The sequence below is a fragment of the Streptomyces sp. CRN 30 genome (assembly GCF_034105845.1).
Window position 1 is genome coordinate 1 of record NZ_JAVRHI010000468.1, and the last position, 21,554, is coordinate 21,554.

18 protein-coding genes are annotated in these 21,554 nt (G+C 71.9%); 6 read left to right on the plus strand and 12 right to left on the minus strand.

Annotation, left to right across the window (positions count from 1 at the left end):
* The first annotated feature begins 85 nt into the window (after window positions 1–85).
* A complete protein-coding gene (cydD, locus tag UW392_RS53110) occupies window positions 86–3,640 on the plus strand; it encodes a thiol reductant ABC exporter subunit CydD (RefSeq protein ID WP_414497561.1) in 3,555 nt (1,184 codons plus the stop codon).
* A 63-nt stretch (window positions 3,641–3,703) separates the two neighbouring features.
* Here cydD and UW392_RS53115 read toward each other — a convergent pair whose 3' ends face one another.
* The 3 genes from UW392_RS53115 to UW392_RS53125 form a co-directional block, all read right to left on the minus strand.
* Window positions 3,704–4,591, minus strand: a complete 888-nt coding sequence (locus UW392_RS53115; RefSeq protein WP_320782656.1) for an HAD family hydrolase — start codon at window positions 4,589–4,591, stop codon at window positions 3,704–3,706.
* 114 nt (window positions 4,592–4,705) lie between these two features.
* A complete protein-coding gene (locus tag UW392_RS53120; protein ID WP_320782657.1) occupies window positions 4,706–5,608 on the minus strand; it encodes an LLM class flavin-dependent oxidoreductase in 903 nt (300 codons plus the stop codon).
* A 61-nt stretch (window positions 5,609–5,669) separates the two neighbouring features.
* Window positions 5,670–6,218 (minus strand): RNA 2'-phosphotransferase, encoded by a 549-nt coding sequence (locus tag UW392_RS53125; protein WP_320782658.1) that lies wholly within the window; start codon window positions 6,216–6,218, stop codon window positions 5,670–5,672.
* 345 nt (window positions 6,219–6,563) lie between these two features.
* Between UW392_RS53125 and UW392_RS53130 the strand changes: the two genes are divergently transcribed.
* The 5 genes from UW392_RS53130 to UW392_RS53150 all read left to right on the plus strand — a co-directional run bounded on the left by UW392_RS53130 (window position 6,564) and on the right by UW392_RS53150 (window position 10,534).
* A complete protein-coding gene (locus UW392_RS53130) occupies window positions 6,564–7,544 on the plus strand; it encodes an ABC transporter ATP-binding protein (protein ID WP_320782681.1) in 981 nt (326 codons plus the stop codon).
* Complete coding sequence (locus UW392_RS53135) at window positions 7,534–8,475, plus strand: ABC transporter permease subunit (protein WP_320782659.1); 942 nt, start codon at window positions 7,534–7,536, stop codon at window positions 8,473–8,475. The genes UW392_RS53130 and UW392_RS53135 overlap by 11 nt, the downstream gene beginning before the upstream one ends.
* The gene (locus UW392_RS53140; RefSeq protein ID WP_320782660.1) at window positions 8,472–9,383 is read left to right on the plus strand and encodes an ABC transporter ATP-binding protein; all 912 of its coding nucleotides are present in this window, start codon (window positions 8,472–8,474) and stop codon (window positions 9,381–9,383) included. The genes UW392_RS53135 and UW392_RS53140 overlap by 4 nt, the downstream gene beginning before the upstream one ends.
* A gap of 10 nt (window positions 9,384–9,393) precedes the next feature.
* The gene (locus UW392_RS53145) at window positions 9,394–10,113 is read left to right on the plus strand and encodes an ABC transporter permease (RefSeq protein WP_320782661.1); all 720 of its coding nucleotides are present in this window, start codon (window positions 9,394–9,396) and stop codon (window positions 10,111–10,113) included.
* Between the two features lie 157 nt (window positions 10,114–10,270).
* On the plus strand, window positions 10,271–10,534 hold the full coding sequence (locus UW392_RS53150) for a hypothetical protein (protein ID WP_320782662.1): 264 nt from the start codon (window positions 10,271–10,273) through the stop codon (window positions 10,532–10,534).
* Between the two features lie 403 nt (window positions 10,535–10,937).
* Here UW392_RS53150 and UW392_RS53155 read toward each other — a convergent pair whose 3' ends face one another.
* The 9 genes from UW392_RS53155 to UW392_RS53195 all read right to left on the minus strand — a co-directional run bounded on the left by UW392_RS53155 (window position 10,938) and on the right by UW392_RS53195 (window position 21,213).
* Window positions 10,938–11,792, minus strand: a complete 855-nt coding sequence (locus UW392_RS53155; RefSeq protein ID WP_320782663.1) for an HAD family hydrolase — start codon at window positions 11,790–11,792, stop codon at window positions 10,938–10,940.
* Complete coding sequence (gene serS / locus UW392_RS53160; protein ID WP_320782664.1) at window positions 11,789–13,066, minus strand: serine--tRNA ligase; 1,278 nt, start codon at window positions 13,064–13,066, stop codon at window positions 11,789–11,791. The genes UW392_RS53155 and serS overlap by 4 nt, the downstream gene beginning before the upstream one ends.
* Before the next feature lie 570 nt (window positions 13,067–13,636).
* Window positions 13,637–14,569, minus strand: a complete 933-nt coding sequence (gene pheA, locus UW392_RS53165; RefSeq protein ID WP_320782665.1) for a prephenate dehydratase — start codon at window positions 14,567–14,569, stop codon at window positions 13,637–13,639.
* Window positions 14,570–14,684: 115 nt separating this feature from the next.
* Window positions 14,685–15,992, minus strand: a complete 1,308-nt coding sequence (gene efeB, locus UW392_RS53170; RefSeq protein ID WP_320782666.1) for an iron uptake transporter deferrochelatase/peroxidase subunit — start codon at window positions 15,990–15,992, stop codon at window positions 14,685–14,687.
* Between the two features lie 8 nt (window positions 15,993–16,000).
* The gene (locus tag UW392_RS53175; RefSeq protein ID WP_320782667.1) at window positions 16,001–18,091 is read right to left on the minus strand and encodes a copper resistance CopC/CopD family protein; all 2,091 of its coding nucleotides are present in this window, start codon (window positions 18,089–18,091) and stop codon (window positions 16,001–16,003) included.
* Between the two features lie 14 nt (window positions 18,092–18,105).
* Window positions 18,106–18,642, minus strand: coding sequence for a copper chaperone PCu(A)C (locus UW392_RS53180; RefSeq protein WP_320782668.1), 537 nt, complete (start codon window positions 18,640–18,642; stop codon window positions 18,106–18,108).
* A complete protein-coding gene (locus UW392_RS53185) occupies window positions 18,639–19,346 on the minus strand; it encodes an SCO family protein (RefSeq protein ID WP_320782669.1) in 708 nt (235 codons plus the stop codon). The genes UW392_RS53180 and UW392_RS53185 overlap by 4 nt, the downstream gene beginning before the upstream one ends.
* A gap of 100 nt (window positions 19,347–19,446) precedes the next feature.
* Complete coding sequence (locus tag UW392_RS53190; RefSeq protein WP_320782670.1) at window positions 19,447–20,196, minus strand: YcnI family protein; 750 nt, start codon at window positions 20,194–20,196, stop codon at window positions 19,447–19,449.
* Window positions 20,197–20,415: 219 nt separating this feature from the next.
* Entirely contained in the window at window positions 20,416–21,213 is a 798-nt protein-coding gene (locus tag UW392_RS53195) for a hypothetical protein (RefSeq protein WP_320782671.1), read from the minus strand.
* Between the last annotated feature and the right edge of the window lie 341 nt (window positions 21,214–21,554).

The window sequence follows — 21,554 nt, forward strand, 5'->3', positions numbered from 1 at the left end:
ATGTTCCACGTGGAACATCACGAGACACAGCTCCCCGGACCGCAGGGCATGTTTCACGTGGAACATGCCCTGCTGAGAAGAGAGTGTGTTTCACGTGAAACCGATCGATCCGCGCCTTCTGCGTTATGCCAGGGCCACCCGCCTTTTCCTGGGAGCGGTCGTCGGCCTGGGTGCTGTCGGAGCTGTGCTCGTCATCGCGCAGGCGATGCTCATCGCCGAAGTGGTGGTGGGTGCCTTCCAGCGCGAGATGTCGGTCGGTGAGCTCCGCACTCCCCTGCTGCTGTTGGTGGCTGTGGCCTGCGGTCGGGGGCTGGTCTCCTGGCTCACCGAGCTGGCCGCTCACCGGGCGAGCGCCGCGGTCAAGTCCGAGCTGCGCGGACGGTTGCTGGAGCGAGCCGCCGCGCTCGGGCCGGGCTGGCTGAGCGGCCGGCGCACGGGCTCGCTCATCGCCCTCGCCACACGTGGGGTGGACGCTCTCGACGACTACTTCGCGCGGTATCTGCCGCAGCTGGGGCTCGCCGTCGTGGTGCCCGTGGCGGTGCTCGCGCGCATCGTCACCGAGGACTGGGTGTCCGCGGCCATCATCGTCGGCACGCTGCCGCTCATCCCGATCTTCATGATCCTCATCGGCTGGGCGACACGCTCGCAGATGGATCGCCAGTGGCAGCTGCTGTCGCGTCTGTCGGGCCACTTCCTGGACGTGGTCGCCGGGCTGCCGACGCTGAAGGTGTTCGGCCGGGCCAAGGCGCAGGCCGAGTCGATCAGGCGGATCACCGGTGAGTACCGGCGGGCGACCATGCGGACCCTGCGCATCGCGTTCCTGTCGTCCTTCGCGCTGGAACTGCTCGCCACGATCTCCGTCGCGCTGGTCGCGGTGACGATCGGCATGCGGCTCGTGCACGGGGACATGGACCTGTACATCGGGCTGGTCATCCTCGTTCTCGCCCCCGAGGCGTATCTGCCGCTCCGGCAGGTGGGAGCCCAGTTCCACGCGGCGGCCGAGGGACTGGCGGCGGCCGAGGAGATCTTCGAGGTCCTGGAGACGCCGGTGCCGGCCTCGGGCTCGCTGCCCGTGCCGAAGGGGGAGATCCGCTTCGACGGCGTGACCGTCCGGTACCCCGGGCGGGCGGACGACGCCGTCTCCGACGTGTCCTTCGGGGTCCGCCCCGGAGAGACGGTGGCCCTCGTGGGTCCGAGCGGGGTGGGCAAGTCCACGCTGTTGAACGTGCTGCTCGGGTTCGTGGAGCAGACCGAGGGGCGGGTACGGATCGCCGGCACCGACCTCGCCGCTCTCGACCGGGACGCGTGGCACGCACGGGTGGCCTGGGTGCCGCAGCGGCCCCATCTGTACGCCGGGACCATCATGGAGAACGTCCGGCTGGCGCGGCCGGACGCGGACGAGGCGGCCGTACGGAGGGCGCTGGCCGACGCGGGAGCGCTGGCGTTCGTCGAGGCACTGCCCGACGGGACGGACACACCGCTGGGGGAGGACGGCGCCGGTCTGTCGGCCGGCCAGCGCCAGCGGATCGCCCTGGCGCGGGCCTTCCTCGCCGACCGGCCCGTGCTGCTGCTCGACGAGCCGACGGCCTCTCTGGACGGGGAGACCGAGGCGGAGATCGTGGACGCGGTGCGACGGCTCGCGGCCGGGCGCACCGTCCTGCTCGTGGTGCACCGGCCGGCACTGCTGGAGGTGGCCGACCGGGTGGTTCGGCTGGAACCCGGCGAGACCACGACGGCCTCGGGTGCCGTGGAGGACGCGCGCACGGACCGCGCGGACCAACGGTTCCCGGACGACCTGGTGGCCCCGCAGGACGGGACCGGGGCGGAGGGCCGGAGGCGGACCGTGCCGACGGCCCATGACGAGGAACCGTCGTCCAGCCGCCGGACCTCCGTACTGGCGAGGGTCCGCGCCATGGCCGGCCCCCGGCGCGGCCGGCTCGCCCTCGCGCTGCTGCTCGGCAGCCTCGCCCTCGGCAGCGCCGTGGGGCTCATGGCCACCTCCGGATGGCTCATCTCACGGGCCTCCCAGCAGCCGCCCGTGCTGTACCTGATGGTCGCCGTCACGGCCACGCGGGCGTTCGGCATCGGACGGGCCGTCTTCCGGTACTCGGAGCGGCTCGTGTCGCACGACGCGGTGCTGCGGATGCTGGCCGACACCCGGGTCGCCGTCTACCGGCGGCTGGAGCGGCTGGCACCCGCTGGACTGCGGCGTACCCGGCGCGGTGACCTGCTGTCGCGGCTCGTCGCCGACGTGGACGCGCTGCAGGACTACTGGGTGCGGTGGTTGCTGCCGGCCGGGGCGGCGATCGTGGTATCGGCCGCCTCGGTCGGGTTCACCGCGTGGCTGCTGCCCGAGGCCGGAGCGGTGCTCGCCGTCGGGCTGCTCGCCGCCGGAGCCGGCGTCCCGCTGGTGAGCGGGGCCGTGGCGCGGCGCGCCGAGCGCAGGCTCGCTCCCGCCCGTGGGGAGCTGGCCGTCCGCACGGCCGACCTGCTCACCGGTACCGCCGAACTGACCGTGTCGGGCGCCCTGCCCGCGCGGATCGCCGAGGCGCGCCGGGCCGACACCGCACTGACCCGGATCGCTTCCCGGGCCGCCACGGCGACCGCGCTCGGTGACGGGCTCACCGCGCTCGTCACGGGACTCACTGTCGCGGTCACCGCGCTCGTGGGTGCCCAGGCGGTGTCCGACGGCCGCCTCGGTGGCCTGGCGATGGCCGTCGTCGTCCTCACCCCGCTGGCCGCCTTCGAGGCCGTGCTGGGGATGCCGCTCGCCGTGCAGTTCCGGCAGCGGGTGCGCAAGAGCGCCGAGCGCGTGTACGAGGTGCTGGACGCCCCCGAACCCGTACGCGAACCGGAGCAGCCCCGTACCGCGCCGCACTCGCCCTTCCCCCTGGTCGTCGGCGGGCTCGCAGCCCGGTACGAGGGGCAGGATTGGGACGCCCTCGCCGGGGTGGACCTCACCTTGGACGAGGGCCGCCGGATCGCGGTCGTCGGTGCTTCCGGATCGGGGAAGACGACCCTGGCGCAGGTGCTGCTGCGGTTCCTGGACGCGCGCCGGGGGACGTACACGCTGGGTGGTGCGGACGCGTACGCGCTCGACGGGGACGCCGTGCGGCGGCACGTGGGGCTGTGCGCCCAGGACGCGTACCTCTTCGACAGCTCCGTGCGCGAGAACCTGCTCCTGGCGCGGCGGGACGCCACCGAGGCCGACCTGCGGGACGCGCTCGCGCGGGCACGGCTCCTCGACTGGGCCGACGCCCTGCCGGACGGGCTCGCGACGCTCGTCGGCGAACACGGGGCCCGGCTCTCCGGCGGCCAGCGGCAGCGACTGGCGCTCGCCCGGGCGCTGCTCGCCGACTTCCCGGTCCTGGTCCTCGACGAGCCCGCGGAACACCTCGACCTGCCGACCGCCGACGCGCTCACCGCGGACCTGCTGGCGGCGACCGAGGGCCGTACGACGCTGCTGATCACCCACCGGCTGGCGGGACTGGAGGCCGTGGACGAGGTCGTCGTCCTTGCCGAGGGGCGGATCGTCCAGCGGGGGTCGTACGCGGAACTGACGGCGGTGGAGGGGCCCCTGCGGGACATGGCCGCGCGGGAAGCGGCCGGGGAGGTGCTGGCCGGCGCGTCCGCACGCTGACGGCCCGGCGGCGGGCCGTCCGGGCGTGGTGCCGGCTCCGAGCCGGCCCGTGGGCCGGAGCCGTCACGGCCGCCGGGACTGCTGCCGCCGCTGCTCCACCAGGCGCTCGATCACGACCGCCACCCCGTCGTCGTTGTTGGCGATGGTCCTGCCCGAGGCGGCGGCGAGCACGTCGGGATGGGCGTTGCCCATGGCGTAGGAGCGGCCCGCCCAGGTGAGCATCTCCAGGTCGTTCGGCATGTCACCGAAGGCGACCACCTCCTCGTGCGAGATGCCGCGCTCGGCGCAGCTCAGCGCGAGCGTGCTGGCCTTGGAGACGCCGGGGCCGCTGATCTCCAGCAGGGCGCTGGGGCTGGAGCGGGTGACGGTGGCGCGGTCGCCGACGGCGATGCGGGCGGCGGTGAGGAAGTCGTCGGGGTCGATGCGCGGGTGATGGGCGAGGATCTTGAGGACCGGCTCACCGACGGTGGCCCCGTCCGGCGCCAGCAGCTTCTCCGCCGGCGCGACGGTGTCAGGCACCTCCATGTGCAGTTTCGGGTACTCCGGCTCCTGGTGGAAGCCGTACGTCTGCTCGACGGCGTACACGGTGCCCGGTGCGGCCTCGCGCAGCAGCCGTATCGCGTCGAGGGCGTTCTCCCGCGCCAGTTCGCGGACCTTGACGAAGCGGTGGGCGCCCGGCCCGCCGTGCAGGTCGACCACCGCGGCGCCGTTCCCGCAGATCGCCAGGCCGTGGCCGTGGACGTGGTCGCTGACCACGTCCATCCAGCGGGCCGGACGGCCGGTGACGAAGAAGACCTCGATGCCCGCTTCCTCGGCGGCCGCGAGGGCGGCGACCGTGCGCGGGGACACCGTCTTGTCGTCGCGCAGGAGGGTGCCGTCCAGGTCTGTGGCGATCAGCCTGGGCGGGACGGTCGGGGCCGGGATCTCGGGCTGTCTCGTCGCTGAGGTCACGGACCCATTGTCCCGCACATATCCGCACGGGCGTGCGGCGGTCCGCACACGTGAGTGGCCATTGGCCTCGCAGGTGTCGTTCCGGCGCGCCGGCCCCGTCCCGTGCGGCCGCGCTCACGCCAGCTGCGCGGGAGCCTCCGTGATGATCTGCTCGAAGACCTTCTCGTCCGCGGCGAAGACCGAGTCGGGGACGGGCCAATGGACGACGAGGTCCGTGAAGCCCAGTTCGGCGTGGCGCCCGGCGAAGTCAACGAACGCGTCGAGCGAGTGGAGCGGACGGTCGCGGTCCGGCGTGAAACCGGTGAGCAGGACCTTGTCCATCCCGGCGGCGTCGCGGCCGATCCCGGCGCACGCGTCGGCCAGCCTCTCGGCCTGCCCGCGCAGGGCGCGCACGGACTGTTCGGGGGTGCCGGTCTCGTACAGCCGGGGATCGCCCGTGGTCACCCACGCCTGCCCGTACCGGGCCGCCAGTGCGAGCCCGCGCGGGCCGGTGGCGGCCACCGCGAAGGGCAGCCTGGGCCGCTGTACGCAGCCCGGGATGTTGCGGGCCTCGTGCGCCGAGTAGAAGTCGCCCTCGTACGACACCGACTCCTCGGTCAGCAGCCGGTCGAGGAGCGGCACGAACTCGGCGAAACGGTCGGCCCGCTCGCGAGGCGTCCACGGTTCCTGGCCGAGTGCGGTGGCGTCGAAGCCGGTGCCGCCGGCGCCGATGCCCAGGGTCAGGCGGCCGCCGGAGATGTCGTCCAGGGAGATCAGCTCCTTGGCGAGCGTCACCGGGTGCCGGAAGTTCGGCGAGGTCACGAGGGTGCCCAGGCGCAGCCGCTCGGTCACGGCGGCAGCGGCCGTGAGCGTGGGGAGCGCACCGAACCAGGGGCCGTCCCGGAAGGTGCGCCACGACAGGTGGTCGTAGGTGAAGGCCGTGTGGAATCCGAGCTCGTCGGCCCGCTGCCACGCCGAACGGCCGCCCTCGTGCCAGCGGACGTGCGGAAGGATGACGGTGCTCAGGCGCAGACTCATGCGTCAGAGCCTAAGCGGAGGCAACATGTGCGCTCGCTGTCCCCGCGTGCCTCGATGCCGCTCAGTGCGGCTCGGGGAACCGCAGGTACTCGGGCGGTACGGACTCCGTCAGCCACACCCCGTTGTCACTGACGCGGAACAGGTGGCCGTCGCGGTGCAAGGAGCCGGCGTCCACGGAGAGCACGACGGGACGGCCGCGGCGGGCGCCGACGCGGGTCGCGGTCCCGCGGTCGGGCGAGAGGTGCACGTCGTGGCGGTTCATCGGGCGGAGCCCCTGCACCCGGATGCCGTCCACGTTGCGGGCCACGGTCCCGTGGTAGAGGCACGGCGGTGGTGCCACCGGGGACAGACCGAGGTCCACCCGCACGGTGTGCCCCTGGCTGGCGCGTATCCGGGTGCCTTCGACGGCGAAGCGCCGCTTGTCATTGACGGTGACCACATGGTCGAGTTCGGCCCTCGTGAACCGGAAGCCGTGCGAGGCGGCCGCCTCGATGAGCGCGTCGATCTCGGTCCAGCCACCGGAGTCGAGCGTGAGTCCGATCCGTTCGGGCTGGTGCCGCAGGTGTTTCGCCAGGTACTTCGACACCTTGATGACGCGCCGTTCGTCCATCCCGCCAGCGTGTCGGAGAGACACAAGTCACGCACGCCATTTTTATTTCGACGTTTGATCCACAGGTGCAGGAGGTTGTCCACAGGCAAAGCGGCCGGACCTGTGGACAACCAGCCTGTCAGGCACGGTGGTTCGCCGCATCGGGTCGGCGAGCGGCGGATCCGGAAGGACGTGGCCGGACGGAGGGCGGGTGAACGTGCGGTCGGGATACCCGGGCGGAAGCCCGTCGGTCACTGCGACCACGGGTGGACCCCTACGGGCCCGTAATACTCGAGGGGGAGCCGTGAACAGCTCTGCGGGGTGACGACCGCTGTGGTCCACGCCACTAGCGTCGTAGGCGTGACTGTGATCGCGACCGAAAGCCTGAGCAAGCGGTTCCCCAAGGTGACCGCGCTTGACCGGCTCTCCGTGGACGTCGGGCCCGGTGTGACGGGACTCGTCGGTGCCAACGGAGCCGGCAAGTCCACGTTGATCAAGATCCTGCTGGGTCTCTCCCCCGCCACCGAGGGCCGCGCCGAGGTGCTCGGACTCGACGTCGCCACCAAGGGCGGCGCCATCCGCGAGCGGGTCGGCTACATGCCCGAGCACGACTGCCTGCCGCCCGACGTCTCGGCCACCGAGTTCGTCGTGCACATGGCGCGCATGTCGGGGCTCCCGCCGACCGCGGCGCGCGAGCGCACGGCGGACACCCTGCGCCACGTCGGCCTGTACGAGGAGCGCTACCGCCCCATCGGCGGCTACTCGACCGGTATGAAGCAGCGGGTGAAGCTGGCCCAGGCGCTGGTCCACGACCCGCAGCTGGTCTTCCTCGACGAGCCGACCAACGGCCTCGACCCGGTCGGCCGCGACGAGATGCTCGGTCTGATCCGCCGCATCCACACCGACTTCGGCATCTCCGTCCTCGTCACCTCCCACCTCCTGGGCGAACTGGAACGCACCTGCGACCACGTGGTCGTCGTCGACGGCGGCAAACTGCTGCGCTCCAGCTCCACCCGGGACTTCACCCAGATCACGACCACCCTCGCCATCGAGGTCACGGACACCGACGAGCACCCCGACGGCACGCGGGCCCTGCGGGAAGCGCTCCACGCGCGCGGAGCGGAGACCCACACGGGCGGCACACTGCCCGGCGCCGGGCACATCCTGCTGCTCACCGCACAGGGCGAGGAGACGTACGACCTGGTACGCGACACGGTCGCCGAGCTGGGCCTCGGCCTGGTGCGCATGGAGCAGCGCAGGCATCAGATAGCCGAGGTCTTCCAGGACAGCGACGAGCAGACGGACACCCAGGACGTACGGAAGGAGGCGGCCGGCCATGACGGTTGAGCAGCCCCCGGCACAGGCCGCGGCCCCCGTGGCAGCGGGCCCCGCCCCGCGCGCGGGCGAGCAGACCCGCATCCACAACATCGGCTACCGCGGCTACGACGGTCCCCGCCTGGGCCGTTCCTACGCCCGCCGCTCCCTCTACTCGCAGTCCCTGCGCGGTGCGTACGGGCTGGGCCGCTCGGCGAAGTCCAAGGTGCTGCCGATGCTGCTCTTCGTGGTGATGTGCCTGCCCGCCGGGATCATGGTGGCGGTCGCCGTCGCCACCAAGGCGAACGACCTGCCCGTCGACTACACGAGGTACGCGATCGTCATGCAGGCCGTCATCGGCCTGTACGTCGCCGCGCAGGCACCGCAGTCCGTCTCACGCGACCTGCGCTTCAAGACCGTTCCCCTGTACTTCTCACGCCCCATCGAGACCGTCGACTACGTGCGCGCGAAGTTCGCGGCGCTGGCTTCGGCCCTGTTCATCCTGACCGCCGCACCGCTGCTCGTGCTGTACGTGGGCGCGCTGCTGGCCGAGCTCGACTTCACCGACCAGACAACGGGATTCGCACAGGGACTGGTCTCCGTGGCACTGCTTTCGCTCCTGTTCGCCGGGATAGGCCTGGTCATCTCGGCGGTCACCCCGCGTCGCGGCTTCGGCGTCGCGGCCGTCATCGCCGCCCTGACCATCTCCTACGGGGCCGTGTCGACCCTCCAGGGCATCGCCTTCGCCCAGGACAGCACGGGGACCGTCCCGTGGCTCGGCCTGTTCTCGCCCATCACGCTCATCGACGGGGTGCAGACCGCGTTCCTCGGCGCGAGCTCCGCCTTCCCCGGCGGATACGGCCCCTCCGCCGGCCAGGGTGCCCTCTTCGTCCTCGTCACCCTGGGCGCCATCGCCGGCTGCTACGCCCTGCTGATGCGCCGCTACCGGAAGGTCGGACTGTGACCGAGCTCTCCATCGACCACGTCTCACGCTGGTTCGGCAACGTGGTCGCCGTCAACGACATCACGATGACCATCGGCCCCGGCGTCACCGGCCTGCTCGGCCCGAACGGCGCCGGCAAGTCCACGCTGATCAACATGATGGGCGGCTTCCTGGCTCCCTCCACGGGCACCGTCACGCTCGACGGCCGGCCGGTGTGGGGGAACGAGCAGATCTACCGGCACATCGGCATCGTCCCCGAGCGGGAGGCGATGTACGACTTCCTCACCGGCCGTGAGTTCGTCCTCGCCAACGCCGAACTGCACGGTCTCGGGGAGAAGGCCGCACAGCGGGCGCTCGCCACGGTGGAGATGGAGTACGCGCAGGACCGCAAGGTGTCGACGTACTCCAAGGGCATGCGCCAGCGGGTGAAGATGGCCTCGGCACTCGTGCACGAGCCGTCCCTGCTGCTGCTCGACGAGCCCTTCAACGGCATGGACCCGCGCCAGCGGATGCAGCTCATGGACCTGCTGCGGCGCATGGGGGACGAGGGCCGCACGGTGCTGTTCTCCTCGCACATCCTCGAAGAGGTCGAGCAGCTCGCCTCCCACATCGAGGTGATCGTCGCCGGACGGCACGCGGCGAGCGGTGACTTCCGGCGCATCCGCCGGCTGATGACCGACCGGCCGCACCGCTACCTCGTGCGCTCCAGCGACGACCGCGCGCTCGCGGCCGCCCTGATCGCGGACCCGTCGACGGCGGGCATCGAGGTCGACGTCGCCGAGGGCGCGCTGCGCATCCAGGCGGTGGACTTCGGCCGGTTCACGGCCCTGCTGCCGCGGGTGGCCCGGGACAACGGCATCCGCCTGCTGACGGTCTCGCCGTCGGACGAGTCCCTCGAGTCCGTGTTCTCGTATCTGGTCGCGGCGTAGGAGGCCGAAGATGTACGACCCCACAGTCGCCCGGCTCACCTACCGGGGCCTGCTCGGCCGCCGCCGGGCCCTCATCCTGGGCGCGCTGCCCGTCCTGCTGATCGTGATCTCGCTGGCCGTGCGCCAGTTCAGCGGGGCCGACGACCAGGTGGCCGCCGACGTGCTCGGCGGGTTCGCGCTCGCCACGATGGTGCCCATCATCGGCGTCATCGCGGGGACCGGCGCGATCGGACCCGAGATAGACGACGGCTCGGTGGTGTACCTGCTGTCCAAGCCGGTGAAGCGGCCGACCATCATCTTCACCAAGCTGATCGTGGCGATCGCCGTGACCATGGTGTTCTCGGCGGTCCCGACGCTCGTCGCGGGCCTGATCATGAACGGCAACGGCCAGCAGATAGCGGTCGCCTACACGGTGGCGGCGCTGGTCGCGTCGATCGCGTACGCCGCGATCTTCCTGCTCCTGGGGACGGTGACCCGGCACGCCGTCGTCTTCGGGCTGGTCTACGCGCTGGTCTGGGAGGCGCTCTTCGGGTCCCTGGTGGCCGGTGCGCGCACCCTCAGCGTCCAGCAGTGGGCCCTCGCGGTCGCCCAGAAGGTAGCGGGCGGCGACCTCGTCACCTCGGACGTGAGCCTGACCACCGCGGTGATCCTCCTGGCGGCGGTCACCGCGGGAGCGACCTGGTACGCCGGCCAGAAGTTGCGCCGGCTGACGCTGGCCGGGGAGGAGTGACGGCGCCGCGCGCGACGCGGCAGTGACCTCTCACGCGCGGTGCCCCTGAGGACCCGCGTGTGAGGGGTCGCCTCGCAGGCTCTTCCCGGTCCTGACGATGACTTCACAGCGGCGTGGGCACACTGGGTAAAAGGAAAGCAAAGCTGGGAGGAACGGAATGGCTTCCGAGGAACGGGAGGACGAGGTGCGCGGGACCCCTTCCTCCAGGGGCGGCGGCGGGGCCGGTGACGCCTGGGACGACGTCGTGCTGGACGAGGACTTCATACGGTCCGCGGAGAGCTCCGAACAGTCCGGGCGGGCCCGCATGCTCGCGGCCCGCTGGCGCGGCCGGGAGCCCGAGCCCCAGCCCTGGCGGTCCGACGAGCCGCCCGCGGGCTGGTTCTTCAGCAAGGCCCGCAGACGGAAGTGGCGGCGGCGGTAGTCGTACCGTGCGGGGCCTTCACCCGTGACGGTCGTCCGCCCCGCAATTAATCGGTGGCGTCCGCCCAAGGGCCCGGGCACAGTGGTTACGTCCCCGGACGCCGGATTTGATCCGGTGTCGTGTACTGGGAGCGGGGCCCGCGCCGACCTGCGCCGGGCTCCTTGCGGGACAGCCCGCGGTCGGCTCCGGAGTGCTGCTGCTCAGTGGAGCCGGCCCTGCTCGGGGAGCTGTCCGGGGCGGCCGCTTCGAGCGCGCGATCCCGCGCGGGCCGCCCACCCGGTCGCTGCCGCCACGGCCCGGCGGGCCCTGGGTCCGCCGGTCGGGTGGGGTTCTGTGCTGTCTGTCCGACCGGGGCCGGGCGGACAGACAGCACGTCCGGTGCCCGGCCCCTCCTACCGGCCCGTCAGGCCTGGCCCGCGGCGGCGCGGTCGCGGGCGGTGCCGTCGAGCAGCTTCTCCAGCACGACCGCGATGCCGTCCTGGTCGTTCGAGGACGTCACCTCGTCGGCCACGTCCTTGAGCTCCGCGTGGGCGTTGGACATGGCCACGCCGTGCGCGGCCCAGGCGAACATGGGGACGTCGTTGGGCATGTCACCGAAGGCGATGGTGTCGGCGGCACGGTGGCCGAGGCGGCGCGCGGCCAGGGACAGCCCCGTGGCCTTGGTGAGCCCGAGGGGGAGGATCTCGACTATGCCCTCGCCGGCCATCACGACTCCGACGAGACCACCCGCGACCCGGCGGGACACCTCGGCGAGCTCGTCGTCGGAGAGGGTGGGGTGCTGGACGTACACCTTGCTCAGCGGCGCGGACCAGATGTCCGTCGCGTCCGTGATCGGCTGGTACGGCAGCGGGCCGTCATGGAGCCGGTACCCCTCTCCGACCAGCACCTCGCCGTCCAGACCGTCGCGGGCCACGGCCAGCAGCAGCGGGCCGACCTCCGCCTCGATCTTGGCCAGGGCGAGCGTCGCGAGCTGACGGTCCAGGGTCACCGAGGTCAGCAGGCGGTCCTCCCCGGCGTGGTACACCTGCGCGCCCTGGCCGCAGACCGCGAGGCCCTGGTAGCCGAGGTCCTCGAGTATGTACTTCGTCCAGGGCACCCCGCGGCCCGTGACCACGATGTGCGCGGCGCCCGCCGCCGTGGCGGCGGCGAGCGCGGCGCGGGTGCGCTCCGAGACGGTGCCGTCGGAGCGCAGAAGCGTTCCGTCGAGGTCCGTGGCGATCAGTCGGTAGGGAAGGTGCGGTGTGGTGGCCCCGGTCACTTGGCCACCGGCTCCAGCACCTCTCGACCACCCAGGTAGGGGCGCAGCACCTCGGGCACCCGGACGGAACCGTCGGCCTGCTGGTGGTTCTCCAGGAGGGCGACGATCGTGCGCGGTACGGCGCACAGCGTGCCGTTCAGCGTGGCCAGGGGCTTGACCTGCTTGCCGTCGCGCATGCGGATCTGCAGGCGGCGGGACTGGAACTCCGTGCAGTCCGACGTCGACGTGAGCTCGCGGTACTTGCCCTGGGTCGGGATCCACGCCTCGCAGTCGAACTTGCGGGAGGCCGAGGAGCCCAGGTCACCGGTGGCCACGTCGATCACCCGGAACGGCAGCTCCAGCGACGTCAGCCACTGCTTCTCCCACTCCAGCAGGCGCTGGTGCTCCGCCTGGGAGTCCTCCGGGTCGACGTACGAGAACATCTCGACCTTGTCGAACTGGTGGACGCGGAAGATGCCCTTGGTGTCCTTGCCGTGCGAGCCGGCCTCACGGCGGAAGCACGGGGAGAAGCCCGCGTAGCGCAGCGGCAGCCGGTCGGCGTCGATGATCTCGTCCATGTGGTACGCGGCGAGGGCCACCTCGGAGGTGCCGACCAGGTAGAGGTCGTCCTTGTCGAGGTGGTACACGTCCTGTGCCGCCTGGCCGAGGAAGCCGGTACCGGCCATCGACTGCGGCCGGACCAGCGCGGGGGTCAGCATCGGGGTGAAGCCGGCCGCGGTGGCCTGTGCGATCGCCGCGTTCACCAGGGCGAGCTCGAGGAGGGCGCCCACGCCGGTGAGGAAGTAGAAGCGCGAGCCGGAGACCTTGGCGCCGCGCTCGACGTCGATCGCGCCGAGGGTCTGGCCCAGCTCCAGGTGGTCCTTGGGCTCGAAGCCCTCGGCGGTGAAGTCGCGGATCTCGCCGTGCGTCTCCAGCGTGACGAAGTCCTCCTCGCCGCCGACGGGCACGTCGGGGTGGACGAGGTTGCCCAGCCGGAGCAGGAGCTCCTGGGTCTCGGCCGCGGCCGCGTCCCGGTCGGCGTCGGCCGCCTTCACGTCGGCGGCCAGCCGGCTCGCCTTCCCCAGCAGTTCCGCCTTCTCGTCGCCCGACGCCTTGGGGATCAGCTTGCCGAGCGCCTTCTGCTCGGAGCGGAGTTCGTCGAAGCGGACGCCGGACGACCTGCGCCGCTCGTCGGCGGAGAGGAGGGAGTCGACGAGCGCGACGTCCTCTCCACGGGCACGCTGGGATGCGCGCACACGGTCGGGGTCCTCACGGAGCAGGCGAAGGTCAATCACCCCTCAAGGCTACCGGTGCGTGCCTCGGACCCTCGACCGGGAATTCCTCCCGTCACGTTTATCGGCCTTTGCCGGAATCGGACAGGGCCGGGTCAGGTCAAGGAGAGGAGTTTCGCTCCCCCGGAAAGGATCACTCCCATGCCGTCACATTGACCGGACTGCCGTGCAGGGGACGAGATTTGACGCCCGGCTGTCCACAGGAGTCCACAGCTTCAGGGAGTTATCCACAGGCTGTGCGAAAGATCTGTGGACTTCGGTGACGGCGGTCCCGGGGCGGGGTGCGGAGCGCGGGATTCCCGGTTCGAACCGCCTCGGCATCCACTTTCGGTGGAATTGAGTCGCCCCAAAGGATTGCTGAAGGGAAACGGGTGGACGAAGGGTGATGAGAGCGACCATGGCTGCACTTGGGGGCCGTGAGGCGATTTGTCGATGGAGTAACGCTTTGTTGTCGACTTGTCCCCAGGTCGAGAAGGTCACCTGTGGATAACTTCTGTGGAAAGCGAAAATCACCAGGTAGCACCGGCGCTCGGTCCTCGTGCACAACCGGGCGGGCCCGGAACGGCTGCCCCGCTAGAAGCGGCCGTCCTGGCAGCGGGCCACCCAGTCGGCCGCGGTGACGAACTCCGCGTCGGACGTTCCCGGGAGCGGCGCGCGTACCCCCTTCTCGACGTCCGCGCGCGGGTACGACCCCAGGTAGCGCACCTCCAGGGAGACCCGCTTGAGCCCCATCAGCGCCTCGGCCACGCGCCGGTCGGAGATGTGGCCCTCGGCGTCTATGGCGAAGCAGTAGTTCCCGATGCCCTGGCCGGTCGGACGGGACTGCAGCAGCATCAGGTTGACGCCCCGTACGGCGAACTCGTCCAGCAGGTCGCGCAGCCCGCCGGGGTGGTCGTCGCGCTGCCAGACGACCACCGAGGTCTTGTCCGCGCCCGTGGGAGCCGCGGGCCGGGCGGGCCGGCCGACGAGCACGAACCGGGTCTGGGCGTTCTCCGCGTCGTGGATGCCGGTCTGCAGGGCTTCGAGGCCGTAGGTGGCGGCCGCGAACTCCCCCGCGAAGGCCGCGTCGTAACGGCCCTCCTGCACCAGCCGGGCGCCGTCCGCGTTCGAGGCGGCCGACTCCCAGACGACGTCGGGCGGCAGGTTGGCCTTCATCCAGTTGCGCACCTGGGGCTGGGCGGCCGGGTGCGCGGAGACCGTCTTGATGTCCGACATCGCGGTGCCGGGACGGACCAGCAGCGCGAAGGTGATCGAGAGGAGCACCTCCCGGTAGATCATCAGGGGGGCGCCCGCGACCAGTTCGTCGAGGGTGGTGGTGATGCCGCCCTCGACGGAGTTCTCGATCGGTACGAACGCGGCCTCGGCGTCACCCTGGCGGACGGCGTCGAGCGCGGCGGGCACGGACACCATGGGGACGAGTTCCCGCGTCGCGGCCTCCGGCAGCGTGCGCAGGGCGACCTCGGTGAAGGTGCCCTCGGGGCCGAGGTACACGTAGCTGGCTGGCATGGCCTCACCCTAATGGGCCGCCTGCGGCCAGGCGCACGCTTCCCGTCTTCACCACCCCGAGGAGCTACTCACGTCCCGGAACCCCGCCCGCGCGCCCCCGAGGAACGCAGGTCCCTCAACCCTCCAGCAGCCGCTGCCCCACGTACTCCCCCTCCGCGGCACCCCCCGGTACCGCGAAGAGACCGCTCGCCTCGTGGCGGATGAAGGGCGACAGGGCGTCGCCGCGGTCGAGCTTGCGCTGCACCGGGACGAAGCCGCGGAGGGGGTCGGCCTGCCAGCAGATGAACAGCAGGCCCGCGTCGGGGACCCCGTCCGCGTCGAAGCCGTCGTGGAAGGAGAAGGGGCGGCGGAGCATGGCCGCGCCGCCGTTCTGGTCGGGACGGGTGATCCGGGAGTGCGCGTTGATCGGGACGATCAGCTTCCCGTCCGCGTCGGTCTTCTCCAGGTCCGGTTCGGTCGTCTCGCCGCCACCGGTGAGGGGCGCGCCGTCGGACTTCTTCCGCCCCATGACGTCCTCCTGCTCCTTGAGGGAGAGGTTCTCCCAGTCGTCGAGAAGCATTCGGATGCGGCGTACGACGGCGTAGGAGCCGTTCGCCATCCATGCGGGCTCTCCGGCCGACGGCACGAAGATCCGCTCGTCGAAGTCGGCGTCGGTCGGTTTCGGGTTACGGGTGCCGTCGACCTGGCCCATCAGGTTGCGGGTGGTCATCGGCCGGTCGGTGGCTCCCGGAGAACGGTTGAAGCCGTTCATCTGCCACCGCACGCGTGCCGCGTCCCCCGCGTCCTTCTGGAGGGCGCGCAGGGCGTGGAAGGCGACCAAGGCGTCGTTGGCGCCGATCTGCACCCAGAGGTCGCCGTTGCTGCGTCTCTTGTCGAGCTGGTCGGAGGAGAAGTCGGGCAGTGGGTCGAGGGCGTCCGGGCGCTGCTTCTCCAGTCCGGTACGGGCGAAGAAGCTGTGCCCGAAGCCGAAGGTGACCGTGAGGGATGACGGGCCCGCGTCCCGGGTCACGTCCGTGTCGCCCTGTGCGGCGGCCTCGCCCGCCATCAGCCGGCTTGCGGTGTCCGACCAGCGCCGCAGGAGTGCGGTCGCCTCCTTGCGGCCCGCGCCCGCCGCCAGGTCGAACGCGACGAGGTGTCCGCTGGCCTGGAGGGGCGTCGTGATGCCGGGCTGGTGTTTCACGTGAAACATCACGCGGTCGGTGCCGATCGAAGTGAGGGGTGTGGCCTTGTCGGGCGTGGGGGCGGCCGCGTACCCGGCGGCCCCGCCCGCCGCCCCCAGCGCGAGTCCCGATGCTCCGGCGGTCCCCAGCAGCCGCCGTCGCGAGATCGCCCTCTTGGCGGAAGCCCCGGACGTCCCGGAAGCCCCGGAAGCCGCGGACGTCCCGGAAGTGCCGGACGTCGCGGGTGTGGACTGGTCAGGCATGGTGTGGTTCAGCCGATCTTCGCGTTCTTGTTGACGGTCACCTGGTCGATGTCGGACGTCCGCACCGTCACCGCGATCTCCCAGTCGCCCGCCATCGGGATCTGCACCCCGTTCGCCGACCAGTGGCCGGTGGCGATGTGGTCGGGGACCACGGGCAGCGGGCCGACGTTCTTCTCCTCGAGCGTGAGGGCGATCTTCACCTCAGGTATGTCGAAGGCCTTGCCGTCGGGACGCTGCACGTAGACGTGCATGTCGTTGCCGCCCACACGCGCCGGGTCGAGATCGACGCGCACGACCCCCTCGCCGCCCTGGCCTCCCGTGTCGAACGGCATGTCCAGGGAGAGGACCCCGGCCTGCCCGGCCGTGTCGGACTGCTGGGTGCCGGACGTGGCCGCCTTTGCCTCCTCCTCCGTGCGTCCGGGCTCGGTCGCCGTCAGGACGGTCGTCACGGCCAGCAGGACGACGGCCACGCCCGCCTCGGCGAACACGGACCGGCGTAGTCCCGTGCGGCTCGGGTCGGCGTCCCTGATCCGCTTGGCGCGCGTGGCGGCCATGGCGGCCTGCTGCCGGGCGAGCTGTGCGGCGCGTCGGCTGTCACCCGCGGTCGAGGCCGTCGCGGTCGAGGCCGTGGCGACGGACTGCTTCCCCGGCTTCCTCGCGGTGACCGAACCGCCCGCGGTCTTCCCGGACGCACCGTCCTTGCCGTCTCCGCCGTCCCCGCTGCTCCCGCCTTCTCCGGCCCGGCCAGCCGGGGCGGCCGGGGCGGCCGGAGTCTCGGCCAGCCGGGCGGTCCAGCGGCGGGAGAACGCGGCGATGCCCAGGAGCACCGCCACGAGCCCGATCTTCACCAGCAGCAGCTGCCCGTACGCCGTACCGGTCAGCGCCGACCAGGAGCCGACCTGCCGCCAGGACTGGTAGAGGCCGGTCGCGGCGAGCACGAGCACGCTGCCGAACGCGATGCGCGAGAAGCGCCGCACCGCCCGGGTCTCGACCGGTGTGTCCGCGGGCGCCCGGAAGAGGGCCAGGAGCAGCGCGGCCAGTCCGCCCAGCCAGACGCCGACCGCCAGCAGGTGGAGCACGTCGACGGGCATCGCGATGCCGGCCTGGATCCCCGTGGAGGCGTGCTCGGCCATGGCCCAGCTCGCGGCCAGCCCCACCGCCACGACGCCGCCGCCGATCGCGAGCCCGAAGGTGAGGTCTCCCCGCTCGGAGTCGTCCGCACCGCTCCCGCGATAGGCGTCGGTGCCGACGTCCGTGTCGCCGTCCGCGTCGGACGGGGCATCGCCCCCGCCCTCGTCCCGCCGTGCGTACGCTCCGAACAGCAGCGCGATGAACAGCGCCGCCGCCGCGAGCAGCAGCAGCCGGGACATCAGTGCCGCGCCCGTCTTGGTCTGCAGTACGTCACCCAGCAGGCTCAGGTCGAATACGTCGCCGATCTTCCCCGAGCCGGTGAACGAGCCCCGTAGGAGGAGCATCGCGAGGGTGGCCGCGGTCAGGGTGAGCCATCCGGCGACCACCAGCCGCTGCACGGGCCGTACTCCGGCACCGCGTGGCCAGCAGGCCAGTACGAAGGCCGCACCGCCGACGAGGACGGTGAAACCGGCGTACGCGGCATAGCGGGCGAAGCCGTAGAGTCCGCCGACGAGACCGCCGCCCGCCTCCTGCTCGGGTACCACGGCCGCCGTTTCGGAGGGTGCCCCCACGGAGAACGTGAAGGCTCCCGATACGGGGTGGCTGTCCGCCGAGACCACCTGGTAGGTGACGGTGAACGTGCCGTCGGGGAGCCCCGCGTGCAGGTCCACGGCGTAGGTGTTGCCGCCCAGGTCGGACGTCGTGCCGGTGTCGACCTGCTCACCCTTGGGGTCGTACACGCGCACCGCGCCGTCGGACAGCGCGACGGCCTCGGAGAAGGTGAGCGACACCTGTGCCGGGGCCTCCTCGACCACCGCGCCCTGTTGTGGGTCGCTGCCGGTCAGGGCGGCGTGCGCGGAGGCCGGCCCGGCACCGGCGAGGAGGCCGCCGAGCACGGCGACGAACAGCAGCAACAGCGTCCGGACGCGGGGAGCGGCGGCCTGCCGCGCGGGACTCGACGGCCTCAACGGTGTTCCCTCCCTCAGTGGTGCGACGACGGGGATGACGACGAGGGCAATGATGACGACGAGGACGACATCTCGTCCGTCGTCGGCTGGTAGGTGGCGGACTTCACCGGCATCTCGACCGTGACGGAGCCGGCCTCGGCGAAGCGCAGCTCCACGGAGACGGTCTCGCCTTCGGCCGGCTTGCGTTCGAGCTTCTCGAACATCAGGTGCATCCCGCCACTCTCGAAGACGAGCGTGCCGTGGGCGGGGATCTCGCGATCCTCGCCGCCGGCGCTCTCCATCGTCTGTCCGGACGTCTTGTGGATGGTGACGTCCTCGGCGATGTCGCTGGTGGCGGACTGCAGGGTGTCGGAACGGTCGCTGTCGTTCTCGATGACCAGGTAGCCGGCGGCCATGGCGTCGGTCACCGGCTGGGGCATGTAGGCGGAGCGCACCCGCAGCTCGCCGTCGCCCTGGTCGCCGCCGCCGGTCCCGCTGTCGCCGCCGCAGCCCGTCAGGGTCAGGCCGGCCGCGAGGACCAGGGCGCCGAGGGAGAGCGCGTGACGCCTCACGGCTTCGCTCCCTCGAGGAGCTTCGGCAGGTCCTGCGTGTAGTCGTCCACGGTCGCGTCCTCCCCGTAGAGCACGTAGCCCCCGTCGGTCTTCGGCGAGAACGCGATGACCTGGGTGCCGTGCATGGAGGTGACCTCGCCGTCCGCGTCCTTCGTCGGCGGGTCGATGGTGATGCCGAGGGTGCGGGCGCCGGCCTGGATCGTGTCGAAGTCGCCGGTCAGACCCACGACATCGGAGTCGATGCCCTGCAGCCACTCGCCGAGCGCCTCCGGGGTGTCGCGCTCCGGGTCGGTGGTGACGAACACGATGCGCAGCTGCTCCAACTGCGCGGCGGAGAGCTCCTTCGCGACCTCCTTCTTGGCGACGGCGAGGTTGTTCATCGTCAGCGGGCAGACGTCGGGGCAGTTGGTGTAGCCGAAGTAGACCAGTGTCGGCTTGCCCTCGGTCTCGGCACGGAGATCGTACGACTCACCCTTGGTGTCCGTGAGGACCAGATCCGGCTTCTCGAACGGCTTGTCGAGCACCGTGGCCGCCTTGGCCGACGCGGAGTCGGCGGAGATCTCGGCGAGGGGCGCGCTCGCGTCGTCCCCGCCGCCACCGCCGCAGCCGGAGAGGGTGAGGACGGCGGCCGCCAGCAGTGCCGCCGCGTACGTCTTCTTGGTGCTCTTGGCGCTCGCGGTGAGCTTCGAGCTGTTGGTGTGCATAGAGAAATGTCCCAGATGTTCGAGCTCCGGCGCGCACCGGGGCCGTACGGCAGGAAGGAGCCGTACGGCCTCCGTCACGCGCCGAAGACGGGTGAGAGGCTCAGGCGTTGGTGCGCCGGCGGCCGGCCAGCACCCCGTACGCCACGCCCGCGGCGCCGACGACGATGCCCACGATGCCCAGGACGCGGGCCGTGGTGTCGCTGGTGTCGCCGGACCCGGCGGCCTGGTCGGAGGAGTCGGCGGAGGCGGCCTCGGCGTCATCGGCGCGGTCCGCGTCGTCGGAGTCCGCGGCGGACGAACCGTGGTGGTCGTCGCCCGCGGCGGACAGCTCCAGCACCGGAGCCGGGTAGTCGGGCTCCTCCCCGCCGTCCTGCGGCACCTCGATCCAGCGGACGACCTCCTTGTTGGAGTACGTCTGGAGGGCCTTGAAGACGAGTTCGTCGGAGTCCTCGGGGAGCTGGCCGACGGAGAGCGGGAACTTCTGGAAGAAGCCCGGCTCGATGCCCTTGCCGGAGGCGGTCCAGGTGACCTTGGAGACGGCCTCGTCGATCTTCTCGCCGTGCAGTTCGACCGGCTCGTCGAGCTTGGACCTGGTGATCTCGACGTCCCAGCCGGCGACGGGCTGCGGCTGCACCGAGGCGAGCGGGTGGTCGGTCGGGAAGCTGATCTCCAGCTTGGTGGTCGAGGCGTTGTCGCGTTCGTTCGGCACCTTGAAGTTGACCGTCGCGTAGCCGCCCTGGGCGGCGGTGCCCTCCGGCTGCACGCTGACGTGGGCGAACGCGGGCGAGGACAGGACGACGACGGCCGAGGCGGCGAGGGCGCCGGCGGTGGCGATACGGGAAGCCTTCATGGCAGCTGACACTCCACAGTGAGTGATGGTCCGGTGAGAAGTCGGGCGCGTACCACGATGCCGTCGGGGACGGCGCGGAGGTCCCGAACGTCGAAAACGACCGTTACGTCGAGGGTGACGGGGGACGTGGGCGACGCCGGGAACGACAGGCACGCGCGCGTGCCGCCCGACTTCACGGCGCCGCTTGCTCCACGGAGGGATGCGGAGCGGCGTGTCGTGTCAGGCGGCGAGGGCGAGGGCGGTGCCGTGGGAGGGCGGGCCGCGCCGGACCACCGTGTGCTGGAGGGTGGCCGTCCGCGGAGCCGGCTGTGCCTCGTCCGCGGTGCGCACCACCCGGGGCGCGGGACCGGTGGCGCCCGTCGGCCCCGACAGCAGGGCCCGCACCAGGGCGAGGGCGCCGCGCAGGGACCGTACGACGGACGCGTCGGCGGAGAGCCGCGCGATCCGCAGGAGCGCCAGGTCACCGTGGCGCAGCACCCACCCGGCCACGACGGCCGCGAGGAGGTGGCCCAGCATCATGGGCAGGGACGGCAGGAGGGAGGCCGTGGGACCCGCGGCCGTCGACATGGCGTCCGCGGGGTGGTGCCCGGCGTGTGCCGTGTGCGGGGCGAGCCCCGCGTCGACGAGGACGCGCCGGGCCTGGGCCGGGCTGATGACGGCCGCCCCGCACACCAGGCGCGCGGCGCGTTCGACGAGGGCGGCGTCCACGGCCTCGGCGGTGTGCGCCGCGGTGGCCGTGCCGTGCTGGCCGAACCCGAACAGCGCGTGCAGCGCCAGCTGGCCGAGCGTCAGCAGTCCCGCGATGCCCGCCAGCGAGCGTTCCCGCCCGGCGAGCGGGGCGGCGACGGCGAGGACGGCGACGAATCCCACGCCCAGGCTCCACAACGGGATCGTGGCGCAGGAGGCGAGCGCATGACCTGCCGCGGCCAGCACGACGCACACCGCGGCGAACACCGCGGCCCGCAGCATCCGGAGCTCGGCTCCGGAGCGCGCCGTGCACTGGTGGAGGGCAGTCATGGCGCACTCATCATCGCACTGGCCTTAACCGCCCCATACGGCAGGTCCACACGCTTACATACGGGCGGGAAGCGGGCGTACGTTCATCTCCTCACCGCACGAGCTGTCCGAGCTGGGTTCTGAGGGGGACACAGACAGTGGCAGGAGCGGAAGGGGTGTGGGGACCGGCAGGCGGCGACGGGCCGAGGGGGACGACGGGGCGGGGGCCGGCGGAACCACCGAGGGGCCGCCGTCGGTCCGGTGGCCGCTCGTGCGGAGGTACGACCCCGCATACACCGGTTCACGGGGGCGGCGCACCCGCCGTATGGGCGTCATCACGCGCTCCACGGGCTTATACAGCT

Coding starts and splice junctions, on each gene's coding strand:
- UW392_RS53125 (WP_320782658.1), bottom strand. CDS start 6,218: ATGGACGAACGGCGCGTCATCAAGGTGTCGAAGTACCTGGCGAAACAC.
- UW392_RS53145 (WP_320782661.1), top strand. CDS start 9,394: ATGTACGACCCCACAGTCGCCCGGCTCACCTACCGGGGCCTGCTCGGC.
- UW392_RS53135 (WP_320782659.1), top strand. CDS start 7,534: ATGACGGTTGAGCAGCCCCCGGCACAGGCCGCGGCCCCCGTGGCAGCG.
- efeB (WP_320782666.1), bottom strand. CDS start 15,992: ATGCCTGACCAGTCCACACCCGCGACGTCCGGCACTTCCGGGACGTCC.
- UW392_RS53185 (WP_320782669.1), bottom strand. CDS start 19,346: ATGCACACCAACAGCTCGAAGCTCACCGCGAGCGCCAAGAGCACCAAG.
- UW392_RS53150 (WP_320782662.1), top strand. CDS start 10,271: ATGGCTTCCGAGGAACGGGAGGACGAGGTGCGCGGGACCCCTTCCTCC.
- UW392_RS53120 (WP_320782657.1), bottom strand. CDS start 5,608: ATGAGTCTGCGCCTGAGCACCGTCATCCTTCCGCACGTCCGCTGGCAC.
- UW392_RS53195 (WP_320782671.1), bottom strand. CDS start 21,213: ATGACTGCCCTCCACCAGTGCACGGCGCGCTCCGGAGCCGAGCTCCGG.
- UW392_RS53190 (WP_320782670.1), bottom strand. CDS start 20,196: ATGAAGGCTTCCCGTATCGCCACCGCCGGCGCCCTCGCCGCCTCGGCC.
- pheA (WP_320782665.1), bottom strand. CDS start 14,569: ATGCCAGCCAGCTACGTGTACCTCGGCCCCGAGGGCACCTTCACCGAG.